The sequence below is a fragment of the Halomonas sp. AOP30-A1-24 genome (assembly GCF_052378165.1).
GTDB classification, from domain to species: Bacteria; Pseudomonadota; Gammaproteobacteria; order Pseudomonadales; family Halomonadaceae; genus Vreelandella; species Vreelandella citrativorans.
This window is the reverse complement of the sequence record NZ_JBQSXL010000019.1, coordinates 1-17,404: the sequence shown is the minus strand read 5'-3', so window position 1 is coordinate 17,404 and position 17,404 is coordinate 1. Positions and strand designations below refer to the sequence as shown.

11 protein-coding genes are annotated in these 17,404 nt (G+C 55.7%); 6 read left to right on the top strand and 5 right to left on the bottom strand.

Translation table 11 applies throughout. The features are described from left to right. Positions 1-220 precede the first annotated feature (220 nt). The 3 genes from ACT3TJ_RS11785 to ACT3TJ_RS11775 are packed head-to-tail and all read left to right on the top strand — an operon-like array spanning position 221 to position 4,838. Entirely contained in the window at positions 221-2,245 is a 2,025-nt protein-coding gene (locus ACT3TJ_RS11785) for a TonB-dependent receptor (RefSeq protein ID WP_217883853.1), read from the top strand. A 17-nt stretch (positions 2,246-2,262) separates the two neighbouring features. Further along, positions 2,263-3,795, top strand: coding sequence for an MFS transporter (locus tag ACT3TJ_RS11780; protein ID WP_087107930.1), 1,533 nt, complete (start codon positions 2,263-2,265; stop codon positions 3,793-3,795). A 5-nt stretch (positions 3,796-3,800) separates the two neighbouring features. After that, positions 3,801-4,838, top strand: a complete 1,038-nt coding sequence (locus ACT3TJ_RS11775; protein WP_087107928.1) for an HlyD family secretion protein — start codon at positions 3,801-3,803, stop codon at positions 4,836-4,838. 72 nt (positions 4,839-4,910) lie between these two features. Here ACT3TJ_RS11775 and ACT3TJ_RS11770 read toward each other — a convergent pair whose 3' ends face one another. The 5 genes from ACT3TJ_RS11770 to ACT3TJ_RS11750 all read right to left on the bottom strand — a co-directional run bounded on the left by ACT3TJ_RS11770 (position 4,911) and on the right by ACT3TJ_RS11750 (position 14,177). After that, a complete protein-coding gene (locus tag ACT3TJ_RS11770; protein ID WP_087107926.1) occupies positions 4,911-6,152 on the bottom strand; it encodes an MFS transporter in 1,242 nt (413 codons plus the stop codon). A 68-nt stretch (positions 6,153-6,220) separates the two neighbouring features. Beyond that, a complete protein-coding gene (locus ACT3TJ_RS11765; protein WP_087107924.1) occupies positions 6,221-7,966 on the bottom strand; it encodes an ABC transporter ATP-binding protein in 1,746 nt (581 codons plus the stop codon). Then, entirely contained in the window at positions 7,963-9,711 is a 1,749-nt protein-coding gene (locus ACT3TJ_RS11760; RefSeq protein WP_087107922.1) for an ABC transporter ATP-binding protein, read from the bottom strand. The genes ACT3TJ_RS11765 and ACT3TJ_RS11760 overlap by 4 nt, the downstream gene beginning before the upstream one ends. Then, complete coding sequence (locus ACT3TJ_RS11755; protein ID WP_087107920.1) at positions 9,708-12,419, bottom strand: AMP-binding protein; 2,712 nt, start codon at positions 12,417-12,419, stop codon at positions 9,708-9,710. Before ACT3TJ_RS11755 ends, ACT3TJ_RS11760 begins: the two co-directional genes overlap by 4 nt. Positions 12,420-12,431: 12 nt before the next feature. Further along, positions 12,432-14,177, bottom strand: coding sequence for a CoA transferase (locus ACT3TJ_RS11750; RefSeq protein ID WP_176372193.1), 1,746 nt, complete (start codon positions 14,175-14,177; stop codon positions 12,432-12,434). 343 nt (positions 14,178-14,520) lie between these two features. On the opposite strand from ACT3TJ_RS11750, the gene ACT3TJ_RS11745 reads away from it, so the two are divergent. The 3 genes from ACT3TJ_RS11745 to moeB form a co-directional block, all read left to right on the top strand. After that, the gene (locus ACT3TJ_RS11745) at positions 14,521-15,456 is read left to right on the top strand and encodes a helix-turn-helix transcriptional regulator (protein ID WP_087107915.1); all 936 of its coding nucleotides are present in this window, start codon (positions 14,521-14,523) and stop codon (positions 15,454-15,456) included. 38 nt (positions 15,457-15,494) lie between these two features. Continuing rightward, a complete protein-coding gene (locus tag ACT3TJ_RS11740) occupies positions 15,495-16,550 on the top strand; it encodes an aminotransferase class I/II-fold pyridoxal phosphate-dependent enzyme (protein WP_087107913.1) in 1,056 nt (351 codons plus the stop codon). A 3-nt stretch (positions 16,551-16,553) separates the two neighbouring features. Further along, a partial coding sequence (moeB, locus tag ACT3TJ_RS11735; protein ID WP_444665753.1) for a molybdopterin-synthase adenylyltransferase MoeB occupies positions 16,554-17,404 on the top strand: 851 nt, incomplete at its 3' end.

The window sequence follows — 17,404 nt, the reverse complement described above, 5'->3', positions numbered from 1 at the left end:
AGCAGTCAAAATCAGCTCGGCCGAACCAGAATGGGCAGCTGCCCCAGCCCTGCGCTTGCATACATTCATAGGTAAACCGCCAACCACCATACTTAATAGCAATGATTACTATTTGCCTTAAGAGTATCCTTGTTCTCAGCGTACTCCCCGTACCGATGAGATTGTAGCGGGGAAATTAGCACGTAATGAAATAACATAAGGGAATAAGGGGAAACGAAAGATGCAGCACAAGCGACGTCGAATTTTCCATTTGGCAGCCATGATGAGTTGCCTGCAAGCCGTCCCCGGGTGGGCGAATACGACAAACTCAGCAATAACGACAGAGGGTGAAGCCCCCGCCACCCTCACACCGATAACGGTGACCGCGGAAAAAACCGAGCAGCCACTGGAAAATGTGGCTGCCAGTGTCGCGGTGATTGATGGTTCTGAAATTGAAGCAGCGGGCCTGACCAGCCTCGAACAGTTAGAGGGACGGGTTCCTGGGTTATCGTTTCAGCCATTCGGACAGGCCGGCATGAATTCTCCCGTAATGAGGGGACTAACGGCTAACTTCAACACCTTTTCCACCTCAACGTTGCTTCTGGTGGATGGTGTACCAACACTGTCTGCTCAGGGATTCGAGAGCAGCCTACTTAACGTCGACCGAATCGAGATACTACGCGGCCCTCAGTCCACACTCTATGGCAGTAATGCCGAAGCTGGCGTCATTGCTATCCACACCCAGCCGATGGACAACCAACCTCGCGCCACTGTTAGCGGTGAAGCCGGCAACCATGGCCATCGAGCCGTTCGCTTCGCCGTCAGTCACCCCATCGTTCAGGACAATCTCTATGCCAGTATTGCGGTTAGCACGTCGAGTGAGGATGGTTTTATCGACAACATCCACACCGGCAGTAATGAAGATGACCGCAATCGGCACGATCTCAACCTAGGGCTGCGCTGGACGCCTGGTGATGCGACTGATTTGGCACTGCGCTATACGCGCCAAGAGTATGATGATGGTGCATCCCGCTGGGGGGCACCTAGCGCGCATCGTGCCACTGTTGCCTCAGGCACCCCAAGTTGGAACCGATCCTGGGGGCAAACCCTAGCACTAACCGCGGAACATGAATTCGCCTCGGACTTGAGTCTCCATTCCGTCACTGCCTGGAATGATTTCCGGGATCATATACAGCAGGATACCGATTTCAGGGCCGAGGATATCTTGCACGTAGGTCGTGACAACCGGCTACGCACGCTATCCCAGGAGCTTCGCTTAGAGGGTGCTCTTGGCGAGACAGAGTGGTTGCTCGGCGTCTACGGCGATAGCAGTGATAACCGGCTGCATAGTATCAGCAAAAATATGATGGGCTCTGTGGATCTTCATGCCAATCAGGAAAGCCAAACGACAGCCCTGTTTACCCATTGGAACCTACCCTTGGCACAACACTGGCGCCTTTCTACCGGTGGGCGCATTGAGCACAATCAGGTGGAACTACACCCACGTGGTGCGGCAAGCCGGTCGGAATCATGGTCGCACTTTTCGCCCAAGATCGCGTTGCAATATGAAATCAGCCCACGCAATCAGTGGTACGCCAGTATCTCGCGAGGCGTGCGTAGCGGTGGGTTCAATATATTATCCCCCGCAACGAACTATCAGTCCTTCGGTCCAGAGAAAACTTGGTCCTACGAGACCGGCGCTAAGGGTTGGCTAGCCGAAGGGCGCCTGCGTTACTCTCTCGCCGCCTATCTGATGGACATCGACAACATGCAAGTCATGCAAATGCCCACCGCCGGCATGATGTACATCACCAATGCTGCCACAGCCACCTCTAAAGGGGTAGAACTCGACCTTGACTATCTGCTTGGCGATGGGTGGCAAATTAAAGGGGGGTTAGCCTGGAACCATACCCGATTTGATCAATTCCAAGATGGCTCAGCCGACTACGCTGGTAATCACAATCCTTTCGCTCCCGATTTTACCGGTTATTTGAGCCTACGCTACGACGATCCAGAAGGCTGGTACACCCAGGGCAGCCTGGTCGGTAGCAGCAAAGTCTACCTAGACGCCGCCAACCAATACGAGCGTAACGACTATGCACTGCTCAACTTGGTCGCTGGCTATCAGTTAGGTGATTGGGAGCTCGCCGCCTACGCCGACAACATCGGCGATAAGCGCTATGACGCCGTGGGCTACCAGAACGGCTTCGTCACCATCTACAGCCCGCCCCGGGAGGTAGGAATGCGCTTCACTTGGCGATTGTGATCGCCGGAGCGCTCTCCATGCCTAATACCCGCACCGCCACCCCAGCCCAGCCTGTTTTTGGCCCTCGGCTTATCGCCGGGCTGACCGGCGTATTCATCGCAGCCATCATGGCAGGATTTAACAACCGGGTTCCTGCCTTATCATTGCCAGATATTCGCGGCGCCCATGGTTTGGGTGCCGACGCTGCCTCCTGGCTGGATACCGTCTATCTCGTTGGCGAAATCACGGTACAACCGTTTGCCGCCTGGTTCGCCATCACCCTATCACTGCGCCGTTATCAACTGGTGTTAATCTCCGCTGCCACGCTGCTCGGATTACTACTGCCCTTTGCCCAGTCGCTACCGTCCATGCTCCTACTGCGCGGTCTGCAAGGTGCCGTCGCTGGCGGTCTGATCCCGACACTGATGATGGCAGCGCTGCGTTTTCTGCCGTTTCATATTCGCCTGCACGGTTTGGCGCTATTCGCCATGACTGCCACCCTAGCACCCAATCTGGCGGTGTGGCTGGCTGGCGTGTGGACAGATCAGTTGTTCGACTGGCGGTGGGTCTACTGGCAAATCGTTCCGCTGGGTATGTTCAGCTTAGCGCTATGTGCATGGGGCCTCCCTCAGGATCCACCACGCCATGAGCGCTTCGGTCAGGGCAACTGGATCGGCCATATTTGTCTGGTTACCGGATTAGCGCTGCTTGCGATAGTTCTCAGTCAGGGTGTACGTCTTGGCTGGTTTCATTCAACACTGATCTGCAGTGCACTTGCTGGCGGCCTAATCGCCACCTTCGCCGGTCTGCTCAGCGAGTGGCATCATCCCAGCCCTTTTATCCGCCTTCAACTGCTTTCCCGGCGCAACCTTGGGCTGGGCTTCACCCTGTTTGTTGGGCTGTTGGTTGTGCTGATGTCCGGCGCTCTACTGCCGCTTAATTTTCTCGCCCAAGTGCAAGGTTATAGACCACTGCAATCCAGTGCCGTTGGGCTCACCATCGGGCTACCACAGTTGGTGCTCGGCTCCCTGGTGGCTCTGCTTCTATACCAGCCTTGGATGGATGCACGCAAGGTATTTGCCACTGGCCTGCTGATTGTGGCGATAGCCTGCTGGCTAGGCGCCCAAATCACCAGTGAATGGATGTGGCACCAGTTCGTCGCTGTACAAGCACTGCAAGCGATCGGCCAGCCAATGGCGGTGGTCTCACTGCTATTTCTGGCTACCAGTGTGGTACAGCCAATGGAAGGCCCCTTCGTATCCGGGCTGGTGAATATGCTGCGCGCCTTCGGCACCGCCCTGGGCAGCGCGCTGGTCACTCAGTTGATACTGATTCAAAGCCATTTTCACAGCGACATGTTGCTGGACAGCATGGCTCGAGCTGGCGCCGCCCTAGGAATGCATGAAGACCAACTGATGACGTTGTCCGACGCCGTCACTACCCAAGCCGTCACGCTGGCCACCGCCGACGCTTACCGGGCACTTAGCGTGCTTGCCCTGATGCTGATTCCGCTGACGCTCTGTCTCACGCCCGTAACGCCACCGTCACCTCCCTCTCGTTCACCGGAATAATAGCCATGACCTCATTACGTCGCTTGCGAACTCCTTTCATTCTGATACTCCTGGCCCTGGCAATTACGGGTGTCTATGCGCTGAACCGCCCGGAAAGCGCCGCCAGATATCAATCCACCAACGATGCTTATATACAGGCAGATCTAACACGGGTGGCGTCGCAGGTTGCCGGTCGTGTACAGCGGGTACTGGTGGAAGAAAACCAGACGGTGAGCGTCGGCGACCTGCTAGTAGAGATCGATGACAGCGATACACGAGCTAAGGTGGAAGAAGCAAGTGCTGGACTGGCCCAGGCAGCTGCGGAAATCGTCAGTCTACAAGCGCAAATCGTGCGTCAGGAAAGTCGCATTCATCAAGCACAGGCAAAACTTGACGTCGATCAGGCCGCAGTGACACTGGCTCGACAGGAGCGAGAACGCTACCTCAACCTGCGCGCCCGCGGTGCCGGTACCGTTCAGTCGCTGCAAAGGGCAGAGGCAGAGTTAGCTGCATCAAGGGCCACCCTGATCGGCGACCAGGCCGCCTATACCGCTACCCAACAGGCGTTGGAAGTGTTGCAGGCCGACCTAGAGAAAGCCCAAGCGGCGCAAAACATCGCTCAGGCCAAACTGGACGCAGCGGAATTGGCATTATCCTACACCCACATTACAGCACCGGTGAAAGGTATCGTCGCTCAGAAAGTGGTGCGCCTCGGCGGCTATATGAAAATCGGTGAAACGCTGCTGACCTTAGTTCCTCTGGACAATCTCTATATCACCGCCAATTTCCGTGAAACACAAATCGCCCGTATGCGGCCCAGCCAACCGGTAAGTTTCACCATCGATGCTCTCCCCAACATCACCCTAACCGGCAGAGTGGATAGCCTAGGCCCAGCCAGCTCGGTGAGCTTTTCAGCCATTCAACCCCACAACGCCACAGGTAATTTCACCAAGATCGTCCAACGTCTACCGGTGCGCATCGCCATCGACCCAGGTCAACCTCAAGCCCAACAGTTAAAAGTCGGCATGTCAGTGGTGCCGGAAGTCGACACCGGACACGGCTAACATCACGATGTTCTCAGCACAACCGACCTAGCTCCGCAGTACCCCACTATAGTGACCACAACGGTTCGGGAATCAGGCGACACGCCCCATCTTTGGTGGCATCTCGCCCATGCCCCGCACAAATCGCAGGCTCCAGTAACCTATTCCCAGCATGCCAGCCATCAGAGCGCTTAACATGCCCAGATACCCGAAATGGTCAAGCAGCAGCCCTGCGAGCATGGGCACAACCGTACGCGTGAGCACGAATAGACTCGATTGCAGACCATAGTCCACAGCCGTCAAACCTTCACGGGTGTAGTACATCATCATGCCAAACACTAATCCAGCCGAGGCGCCCATGGCCAGCGCCAGAAGCACGGTGCAGGCAGTTAGCAACGGCAAGCTCGCATGGCTGGCCAACGCCGCCGATAATGCAGCCAAGGCAACGAGGGCGAGCATTGCAAAGCCAGGCAGGGCATAGTGCAAACCACGACGGTAAGTGACATAACCGCCTAGCAGACTGCCCAAAGCACCGACCACGCCACCCAGCAAACCAGCTACCACGGCCACCTGACCGGACGGCAGTCCTTGATCGAGCAGTAACGGTTTAAGGTATACCCAGGCAGTGCCAATAAAGGGGAAATAGAGCATCAACACGACCACCCAACGGCGACGCTGAGCAGAAGCGAAATAGCCAACCCATTGGCGCACCCCCACCTCTGAGCGTTTGGGTGTCGCTATCGTATCAAGATGCACTGGGCGTATGAGATAAAGTCCGACAAGGGCCAACAACAGTCCAACCCCCAGCACAAAGAACGGCCAAGACCAGCCAACACGATCATGCAAAATGAGCATCGCACCACCCCCGAACACTGCCCCCAATGAACTGGCGGCTGAACGGATAGTGCCTGCGCGCATACGTTCAGTCTCGGGTAAACAGCGAATAGCCAAGGCATTGACCGGCGCGTCGGCCCAAGTGCCGAATAAGCTAGCCAGCATCGCCAGGGCGAATAACGTCGTGAAGCCCGTTTTTCCTATGTCGAGCCCCGCCAGCGCTACAAGGCTTGCGGCATAACCGACCAACAGTACTAAGCTCCAGCGCCGATAACCGGCGGTATCTCGCGCCCAGCGATCTACCGGAGCAGCCAATACGAACTTGAGCACGGCCGGCAACCCTGCCAATTGGAAGAGGCCGATGGCGGTGCCGGACCACCCCTGCTGGCGCATCACCAGCGGTAACCCTAGGTAGAGATAGATCATTGGTGCGGTCATAGCGAAGTTGATCCAGCCGAGCAGCAACTGCAACGACCAGTACGAAATGGCGGGGGCTTTCATGTCGGTATTCCCAGGTTTTAAGTTTCTGGAGCTAAACGCTTAAGGTACTCGTTGCTAAGCATGTGTTTTTAAGCGCTGGCTGGCTGCGCGAGCAACTGGACATATTGCTCGCAACGGTGCAGCAACTGCTCATGAGAGCCCTGATCGAGAATGCAGCCATCCTGCAGGAGTACGACCCTGTCAGCCTGAGCAATGGTGCTTGGACGATGTGCTACCACCAGTAGCGTGTACTGCCCACGAAGCGCCAACAAGGCCTGCTGCAGGGCATGTTCACTGTCAGCATCGAGGCTGGATGAAGCTTCATCCATTACCAGCACGGGCGCTTGAGACAGCAGTGCCCGGGCGATGGCGATACGCTGACGCTGACCACCTGAAAGCCGCGCACCATTCGCGCCGCAACGCGTTTGGTAGCCCTCAGGTAGGGCCTGAATGAAATCGTGGGCCTGGGCCTGATGCGCAGCGATTTCGATTTCCTGCTGCGTCGCCTCTGGTTTGCCCAAGCGCAAGTTGCCCTCGATACTGTCGTCAAACAAGTAGGCCTCCTGACCAACCCAGGCGATCCAGTGGCGCAGCTCGGATAGGGGAATATCACGCAGATCTTCGCTGCCCAGCTTCACTGTGCCGCTCTGCACCTCATAGAAGCGCATTAGTAAGTTGGCGCAGGTGGTCTTGCCAGATCCTGAGGGGCCAACCAGTGCGACCATCTCACCCGTTTCTACCCGGAAGTTGACACCCTGCAGCACAGGGCGCTCGGAATGGGCGAACACCACTTGGTTGAATTCGATGCTGGCATCCTTAGGCAATCGCTGGCCATTGTCCTGAATCGGCGAACGCTGATGCAGCAACGCCAACACCCGTGCCGCACTGGCGCGCACTGCACCCAGTTGGCTGGCACTGCGCGCTACCTCTGCCAAAGGTAGCAGTGCCGCGCCTACCAGCACGACCGATAGCGGAACTTGAGCCAACGCTAGGGCTTGATATTCAAGCAACACTGCGCTGGCCACCAGCGCGGTGATCAATGCTAAGGACTGGATCAGCTCTATACCGCCTTGCTCCGCGCCTGTTCGCAAGGCGTAACGACGCTGCTCGCTCTTCAGCCGCGCCAGATACTGCCCCAGCCGAGCGCGCCAAGCCGCCTCCTGATTGAACAAGAGGATCTCTCGACGCGCCTCAATGCCCTCAATCACTTCAGCGTTTAGTCCCGCTAGCGCGGCATTCATCTCGCGCCCCTGGCGAAAAGCACGCTCCCCCAGCCAGAATGGCACGCTGGTCAGAGTCGGCAGAAATGGCAGTAACACTAAAGTAAGCCAAGGCTGTATCCAGGCCAGCGCCAGCAGTGCCAACAGCGGTACCACAACTGCAGCGATGGTATCGGCCAGGGTGTGGGCAAAAAAGTGTTCCAGCGCCTGAGCATCGTTCAGCGCCACGTTGGCCTGCTCGCCGCTGCGGGTGTCGGACAAACCACCTGGGGCGGCACGCTCTAGACCGTCGTAAATGCCCACCTGCAGCGTTTCGATCAGAGCAAAAGCAAAGGCATGGGAGATATGTGCCTGCCACCAGCGACCACCGGCCCCAGCAACGGCGCTGACAAGCATGCCCCAAAGCACGGGTTGCCAGAGGCTCTCCGGTGCACCCGTCAGCGCCAAACCTGCTAGCCAGGCACCCAACGCAAGGCTTGTCACCATGCCAGCCTGGGCAATGAGCGTAGCAGCGATAGTGAGTGCTAGCAGGCGCGGCTGGCCAGCGGAAAGGCGTAACAGGTCACCCCATGTGCTACGCGGCCCCTGGGGAATTTCGTGGACATTGACTTTCATATTAGTTCTTCCTCGGTTTGGGGCGACGCTTCGTGGGCGTGCTGCCGGTTCCAGAGGCGCGCATAGAGGCCATTTCGGGTCAGTAGGTTGTGGTGATCACCGATCTCAACTAAACGACCACGATCAAGCACCAGAATGCGGTCGGCATTCCGAACGTTGGCTAGACGATGTGCAATCACCAGTAGCGAACGCTGACCGCGAAGCCGCTCGATGGCCTCTCCAATGTGGGTTTCGCTGGCAACGTCCACGTTCGCGGTCGCCTCGTCCAACACCATGACCGGTGTATTTTTTAGCCAAGCACGTGCGATAGCTATGCGCTGTCGCTGACCGCCAGAAAGTCGCGCGCCGCCTTCTCCCACGGCAGTGGCAACGCCTTTTTCAAGACTTGAAATCCACGATTCCAGTGACGCTACCCGGCATGCCTCAGCCAGATCCTCATCACTGGCTTGAGGAGCCCCCATCCTCAAGTTCTCTTCGATGCTGCCATGCAGCAGCACACTATGTTGGAACACGCCACTGACGTTTTCGTATACGTCATTGACGCGCAAATCGCGAAGATCAACGCCGCCCAGGCTGACGCGGCCGCAGTCAGGTGCAACAAAGCGCATCAATAGAGCTGCCAGGGTCGATTTTCCTGCGCCAGAGGGCCCTACCACAGCCACGAACTCACCAGGCTCAAGCGTAAAATTCACATTGTGCAACGCAGGTTCGCAGCCACCCGGCCAGGTATAACTAACGCTATCAAAGGCCACTCCATGATGGGTCGGTAAAGCCCGGGCCTCAATCGGCTCTGGCACCCCAGGTATAGCGTCAAGTAAACGAATGACGGGGGCCGCCGCCGCATTACCCGACCATGCAATGTGGAAGGTCTTATCAAGCTTTTCCAGCGTACCGAAGGCCTCGCGGGCCAGCAGCACAACGGCCAACAACGCAAACGGCGATAGCTCACCGGCAACGGCGCGCTGAGCGCTAAGCGCAGTCACCAACGCTAAACCACCCAAGCTAAGCAGCCCTGTTGCGCCGTTACGCATGAGAATGGCGTAAAGCACACCCATGGCCTGCTCACGCAGATCCCGTGCCTGTTGACTGAGTACCTGACGGCGCCGGGTCTGAGCATTGAAGGCCTTGAGCGTGGTGACGCCGCGCAAGCTGTCGAGCAAATACGCGGAAAAACGCCCCATACTCGCGAACAACCCACCTGCAGAAGCGCGCCGCCAACGCAACCAGAGGCGATCAGTAAAGGGTAGCGCCAGCGCAGCAAGAGCAGCCACAAGGGCAGAACGGCTATCGAAATACGCCATTAGCAGTAGCACACCCCCGCCACCAAACACCGCACCCAGCACTGCAGGCACATAACGGCTGTAATAGGCTTGCAAGGCTTCCACCGACTGCACCAAGGTGGTACTCAGTTCCCCGCTATCTCGGTCGCTGGCCGGATCAGCCGCCACACGTAATACCTGACCAATCAGGCGCTGACGCAAGTAGTGCCGGGCAAGCCCTGCCACACGCATAGCGAGTGCTTCAGACAACCCCATCAGCACGATGCGTAGCCAAGTAAAAACAAAAAAAACCGACAGCGGCCACCATAGTTCGGACAATGGCTGGTCAGCGAATAGCCCGGCCAAAGCACTGGCTAAGCATAGCGCCTGACCAACATGACAGGCGGTGACAACCACTTGGCCGAACGCAGCCAGTAAAATCGAAGGACGCAAAGGCCGCGACAAGCGCCAGAGAACCGGGGTCATGCCTCTACCCCCGAGTCACCTCTAGTTGCCAGCACGCACTGAATAGGCAGTCCTCTCAGACGGTTGGTTTTAATATCCTGCCAACCTTGTTCGGCTAGTAATTGCTGCACCAACTCTATCGAATGACAGTCACCAGCCTCAGTGAGGCTGAGCATCTGTGCTGCAAACAGCCGTTGAATCGGTTCCTGTTCGGGTGGTGCATTGGAGCGCATGAAGCCAGCAATTAGAACCCGCCCTCCGGGTTTCAGCCAAGATTGCAAACGCGCCAACAGGTGCCAACACTGAGATTCATCGAAGTGGTGTAACACTTGACTAAGAATGATCAAGTCAAAGCGCTGCTCAAACCTTACTTCAAAGAGGTCACCAGGAATGAAACGTACCTGCTCACAAACACCAAAACACTCAGCGGTTTTCTCAAATAACTCTTCGCTGTCTGGCCAGTCAACTCCCCACACTCTCATCGAAGGTTGTTTGGCAGCCAGTGTGAAGCCGTAGGTACCGTTTCCGCAGGCCAAGTCCAGAACCTCAGGCTGCGAACGCTCGCCCAGCCATGGCAGTATTTGGTCAGCTAAACGTCGAGCAGTAACTCGCGCAGTGTTAGTGATGCCCTGAGAGAATTCTTTCCAATATGGGTGATTAGCCGCTTCCAGGCTTTGCGAAAGAACGCTACCACCAGCTACTACCGCGCCCTTAAAATCGCGGAAGGCGTCCCACATCAGGTCAGCGGTGTAAACTTGTGTCAAGCCACCGACATAATGGGGTGAAGTACGACACAAGAATTTCTCTCCCAAAGAACTAGCACGATAGTAGGAGTGGCCGGGTTCGTTTGACACTAGCCCCAGCCCAGCGAGAGCATCGAGCAGGATGCGAGTACCACGGGGGCTGGCCTGAATACGCTCAGCCAGTACCTCAGCGGTGACGCCTTCGCCCATTTGATCAAACAATTGGAGCTCGATAGCCGCACGTAACACGCCTGCGCGCTCCACCCCCATCAATAAGTCAATTACCGGCTGTGCTGAAACACCGTTCCAGACCGCCTTACAGCGTTGTAGTAACGCCTTCTGGTCAACCTTACCAGATGGCGCCAATGGCAACTCAGGCACACACGTCAGCGTATCAGGCAGTTGACTCGGCTGAGCACCCACTTCCTTTACGAGATACGCCAGCATTTTCTCCAACGTCAGCGCGTGACGGCCAGGCTGCATGACTACAAAAGCATCCAGGCTCGGCTTGCCATCTTCAGTAGGGTTGTTGAGCACCACACTCTGGTCAACCGCAGGATGACCGCGCAATATATGGGCCACTTCAACAAGATTAATTTTATAACCGCCGCGTAGCACAGTGTCAGCACGTCGACCAACAATGCGCAGACGCCCTTCAGCATCAAGTAATCCATGATCACCTATACGCACCCAACCTTCGGTGTTGCGGTAGCGCTGATCCAGTTCCGGTGCACCGTAGTAGCACATCGGCGTCATAGGTCCGCGCGCCCATATTTCTCCCTCTTCACCACAGCCGAGCTGCTGGCCCAAATCATTGCGAATGCTCACGCTAATCACTGTCGGATCGGGGCAACCGACAGTCCGCACAGTCGTTTCAGGCCGGTCATCAAGCTCAGTATGGCAGGCAATACCGTCAGCAGAACCGTAGGACTGGATCAGCGTGCACCCTAGTTTGTTACGTACCCCTTCATAAGTCTGCTCACTCAGTGCTGAGCCTCCGCTGACGATCGTCGTGAGAGAGGAGAAATCAAGCGATTCAGACCCACATGGCTGGAGCAAAGGACTAGCCAACAGCATGTCAACCATATTAGGGCCAGCAAAAAGGTGTGTGGCTCGTTGTTGGGAGAGCAGACGTAGCACTTCGTCCGGCTCGAAGCGATCCAAGCAAATGAGAACTCCCCCAAGGGAAGCCAAAGTGCAGGGAGTGCCAAGCGAGCCAAAGGGCGAAGCTAGCGGCACCGCAAAAAGTGCACGTATTTTCGATGAATCCTGAACCAAGCTGTGTAGATAAGCTGTCTGACCACCCACCAACGCATTGTGCGAGTAAAGCACCAATTTAGGCTCAGACTCCGAGCCTGAAGAAGCTATCAGGCGGGCTCCAGCATTAGGATCGACGCGCACGCTGAGGGCATTGAATTCTGACCTTTCCCAACACTCAGCCAAACTCGGCCAATTTTGGTAACGTTGTCCGCATACCAGCACCTGCTCTAGTGCCGGTAATTCATGCTTCAAACTATCGACCAACTCAGCGTAATCGGTGTCGCCTACCTTTCGTTTACATACCAGAACGCGTGCGGCGGATTTGGTGAGCATAGCGCGGGTATCGCGTTTGCGTCGCCCCATTGGATATGGCAGCACAATCGCCCCCAATGCGGCTACAGCCAAGTCTACAGCACAGGCACGCCACCCATTTGGTAAGTTCACTGCCACCACATCTCCCGCACCAACTCCCATATCATGCAGCACTTGGGCTAGGCTGAGACTTCGCGCTCGCAATTGAGCATAGCTGAGGCTGTCGGCACCCTCGATAACGGCTGCATCCATCGGACGCACTTGAGCAATATCCAGAAAGGCCTCAAACAAGCCTTTATTCGGGTAGATACCTTCCGAGGCCCAACGCTCGCGTAGGCTGGTAGGAACCCAATCCAACACCTGTGTTTTTTTGAGTTGACTTTGATTCTGCCGCATGGCTAGTTCATTAGGCATGTTACATTGTCCTTAAGCATTAATGATCCAAGGGGTGGCAACATTCAGACCATGTTCGTCACGGCTCAGCGTGCCTGACAAGTTGGGGTGGGCTCCGACATCAGCAGCACAAAAAGAAACGGGGGTAGCGATAACCCCTTGCTTTGCCAGCAAAGTCAGCGCCTTGGTAGTCGCTAGCGAGCGCAGGTCTAACTCTGACAACATGTGCCTGGAGCACGACTCAACCATCACGTAACCATCGGCAGTGGCGAAACTCCGTGCCGGGGGTGAGCCAGGGCTAGACGCCATAAGCAGCGCAGCAGCTCCGGCCATGGCTGAATCTAGCTCCAGAACCTGCTGATGTGCATAGCGAGCGTAAAGTGCAGCAACAACACCTTCGGCTAGGGCCACTCCACCAAGCACGTCCACCAACGTCAGTAACGCTCCAGCGGGACTTTCTGCTTGGTTGATCCGGCATGCTAAACCGCTATACGCCTGGATCATGAAATCGGTGGCAAGTGGATCATTCATTTTTGGTACTCGACCAGTACCAGACGCCGAAGCATAGATGAGTGAGGATGACTGGCGACGCAGTATGTCAGGCGTCAACCCTAAACGCTCGGCTCGGCCAGGCGCCCAGTTATGCAGGAAGACATCTGCGCCGCCAGCCATCTGTAGCAAGCGTTCCCGGTCCCCCCCGCTGCGCAGATTAAGCTCGACACACGACTTATCCCGATTGATGGCATGAAAATGTACCGACAACTCGTTCACCAATGGCGCCATACCTCGCATCGGGTCGCTGCCAGGTGGTTCTACCTTTACCAGTTCCATGCCAAGTTCGCGCAACAGGTGTCCCGCCAGCGGCCCCTGAATCAATCGACAAGCTTCAATCCCCCGCAACCCTGTCAATGGCCGCTCCGGTGCAGTGTTTAACGTGGAGCTACACGCGGCCACTCGTGGCTCTCCGAAAGACCAAGGGCCATGTGTCTGCCAAGACACCACAGTTCCCGAACGCAGTGGGCATATATCCACACCACTGTTTCTAGCCATGCGCTGCAGATCCACCAATCGTCGGCTGGAACAGGCATCAAATAGGCTGGACGGCAGCAGCGCTTGGGCGGTGGTATAGCGCTGTAGGAAGGGCGACCAAGCTGCTGCGATGTCAACTGCCGAAACCTGTAACCTACTCCAAAAGCTTAGCCAAGCCTCAGGGCTCAGTGCTTCAAGCTCAAAGAGGTGCCCTTCGACACTGATAAAGGGAGGTGAAGACCAATCTATGCCTGCTTTGGATGGAGAGGCTTGGCCAGCGTCATCCATAGCCAAATACTGAGCCATAGATAACAACCCGACTCCGCCCAGGCTCAGGTTTACTTCACGGCTACCACTACCACGGTACTGGCCAATCAGAGCGGCTACGCCAGTAGTGCACATAAGTGATGCGGATAGCACCGATAGATAGTCCGGCCCCAGAGCAAATACACCACCTGCATTGCGAGCATGCCAACCACTCAGCCCACAAGCTGCCTGCGCCAGCGCCTCGCTTATTGGCTGATTACCACAAGGCCAGCCACGTAAGTACACAACCACTCGTGCACCCCCACCATCTTCGAACTGTGCTACCAGCTTGTTAGCGGTGGACTGCAGATTCCTCTCTACTCGTGCACCAAGCAGCTCTGCTCGGTGGATAAAAGCCTCTGCAACCGCTTCCAACCCTATTGGCGCAGGAGTCAAGGATATCGTAATCCCCGTCAGTGGCGGTTTCACAACAATCGGGATCATCCCCCTCCTCCTTACTCTGCCAAATTTAACCAGAATCAATGCGCGCCCCCGTATATGCCCTACCTCGGATCGGATATTGAGCAACGAGTAATCAGCCTGCTGGCAATTGTCGAGATGACATGAGGGATGATACTTTATTGAGGTAATGCTAATCATTCGCATTACATATGAAAATCGAAGGTTTCCGTATGCTATTCATGCGAAGCCATTTTTTGCCTGTACCGCCTGTGCTCTGATTACCCCAGCCACAGATTGCAGACACTGCGCCTAGGGGCTTATTGGCGTTTCATTGCTGCCCACGCCGAAACGCCTGCTGATTAAGATGGATAAGGAGTGATGTGTTGTGAACTGCTTGTCAAAACCGAAATTGGCCACTGATCAAGAACTGCAGAAATGGACATGCCGTCAAAGCGATTCTTCTCGAAGCCATACATTAATTGAGCGACTGGATTGCGAGGCAGGTTTCTCAGTTGTCCGCTCTCGAATCTCTTCGGGACGCGAGTTACGCGAAGCTTGTCAGCACGAAGGCAATGAACGAACCCTGGTGATCACATTCGGTCTTTCAGGACAATCCGAGTTCTTAGACCGAGTAGGTAACAGCTTACCCTTCTCAGCCAACCGAACTACGGTTTCAGTATTTCAGGAAGGCATTGGTGAAAGGCGCTACGCCGCCGACGAACCCATCCAGCAGTTGCGCCTAGTGGTTTCTGAGTCAGCACTTACGCGTTATATCGGGCCAGAGCGCTGTGATCGATTACTTGGCAAAGCTCTGCGCCATAACGAAAGCTTTCGCAAAATCTCTCACGTCAACAGCCGAGCCAGTGAACATCTCAGATTTTTCAAGAACCCGAGGGTAGGAGAGCAAGACGGGCTGCGCCAGCGTATCCATGCTCTAAGCCTGCTCGGTGAACAGCTCAACCTGCTGGCCCCCGGTGAGGTACAGAGAGGAGGAATTACAGGCCGTGATGTGGACTTGCTTGAAAGAGTTGAAACCTTCATGCGCACCCACTTGAGCCAGCCTATAAACAATGCTTGCTTGTGCGCGGAGCTGGGCATCAGTGAGTACAAACTCAAGGAATGTTTCCGTCAGGCCTACAGCAACAGTCCCGCCCAACACTTGTTGGAGATGCGCATGCAGCGCGCACAAGAACTATTAGCGGCTGGATACCGAGTATCGGAATCGGCCTACCAAGTAGGCTACCAGCACCCAAACAATTTTAGTGCCGCCTTCACAAAGTTTTTCGGCTACACGCCAAAATCGGTGCGCGACTCACTTTAACCAATTGATTTAAAACTAAACAAAAGGAACATAACATAATGCAGTCACCATACTGCCGCCAGGAGTCAAGCGGAAACTTCATGCGGGCAAGTCAAGCGCCGATTTCCCTCAACTTGAATGAATCGCCCTACGGCGTGCCAACAGCAGCACTAGAGGCTGCACGGAATGCAGTGAGGATATCTTCACGCTATCAATTCGAACTGGTCGAACAGCTACGTCAAGACCTGGCCGACCGACACCAAATTCCCAATGAATGGATATCGCTTTATCCAGGCTCGAACCGTGCTCTGCACTACGCGACACTGGCCTTCACAAATGCTCAAAAACCACTAGTGGTAGGGGCGCCTGGTTTTCCAGTGTGTGAGCAAGCTGCACGGCTGCATGAACGGCCAGTGTGCCAGATACCCTTACTAGCAGACGGGGAACATAATGTGTCAGCGATGCTTGAGGCTGGTGCAGGAGGATTGATCTATGTGGCCAACCCCAACAACCCCACCGGCAGCGTAACGCCCCATGATGCGCTCCTTCGACTGATTCACGGCGCCGCCAACCTGACCCAACAGGCCGTGGTGCTAGTAGATGAAGCCTATGTGGAATTCAGTGACGAGCCCTCGATGATCGCTGCACTACGAGAACATCCAAACTTGGTTGTTACACGCACCTTCTCGAAAATCTACGGACTGGCAGGTCTGCGCATTGGGTATGCAGTGGCGCAACCAGAGCTGCTTAATCGCATCCATACACAACCGGCTCATGACGTACCGGCACCGGCGGCAGCCGCTGCCCTTGCGTGTCTAGCTGACGAAGCCGAATGCACACGGCGTAAGCATGCCACTAAGAAGGAACGCCAAGCTTTCACAGATTGGCTAGGCGGCTATGGCTTGCGCCACAGCAACTCCCACAGCAACTGCCTATTGATCGACTGTCAACGGCCCGTCGCCACGATAATTGAGGAGCTCGCGCAACTGGGTGTGAAAGTCGGCAGAAGTTGGCCGGGACTTGATAAGTGGGTACGTATCACCCTTGGTACCACCGACGAAATGCACATCCTACGCCAAGCCTTGGCGCAAGTTTTGAACCTCGAACGGAGCTGACCTATGACCACTAGGAATCAACATGATGACGCATCGGTATTACCTCGAGACCTAGCACCTCTGGTTAGTAATCAAGGAGCCAAACTAATCCCTGAGGAGTTATCACGCTACAGTCGTCACATCTTAATTCCCGAATTAGGTTTGACTGGGCAGCAACGCCTAAAAAACGCCCGAGTTCTAGTGATTGGCGCCGGAGGATTAGGTTCTCCTACTCTGCTCTACCTAGCCGCAGCAGGTATTGGCACACTGGGCATCGTTGACTTTGACCTAGTCGAAGCCTCAAACCTGCAACGTCAAGTGATCCACAACATGAATACTTTGGGTCAGCCCAAGACAAAAAGCGCTAGCCTCGCCATCAAGGCACTAAACCCCAATGTAAAGGTGCAACTGCATGAGCTTCGCTTGGATAACAGCAATGCCCTTGAACTGTTCGACCAATACGACCTGATCATCGATGGGGCCGATAACTTCGCCACTCGTTATCTGGTTAACGACGCTTGCGTGATGGCCAATAAACCTTATGTGTGGGGCTCAATCTACCGATTTGAAGGGCAGGTCAGCGTATTTTGGGAAAATGCTCCGAATGGTGGGCTGAACTACAGAGACCTCTATCCTGAGCCACCCCCGCCACAATTCGCTCCGTCCTGCTCAGAAGGCGGCGTGCTCGGCGTTCTTTGCGCCGCTGTGGCTTCAGCGATGAGCACAGAAGCCATTAAGCTGATCACCGGTATCGGTGAGACATTGCTTGGCACACTGATGGTCTACGACGCACTACGCATGCGTCACCGTTATCTGCCGTTGCAGCGCGACCCTCAGCGTATACCTATAACCTCACTCCAGGACTATCCACAGTT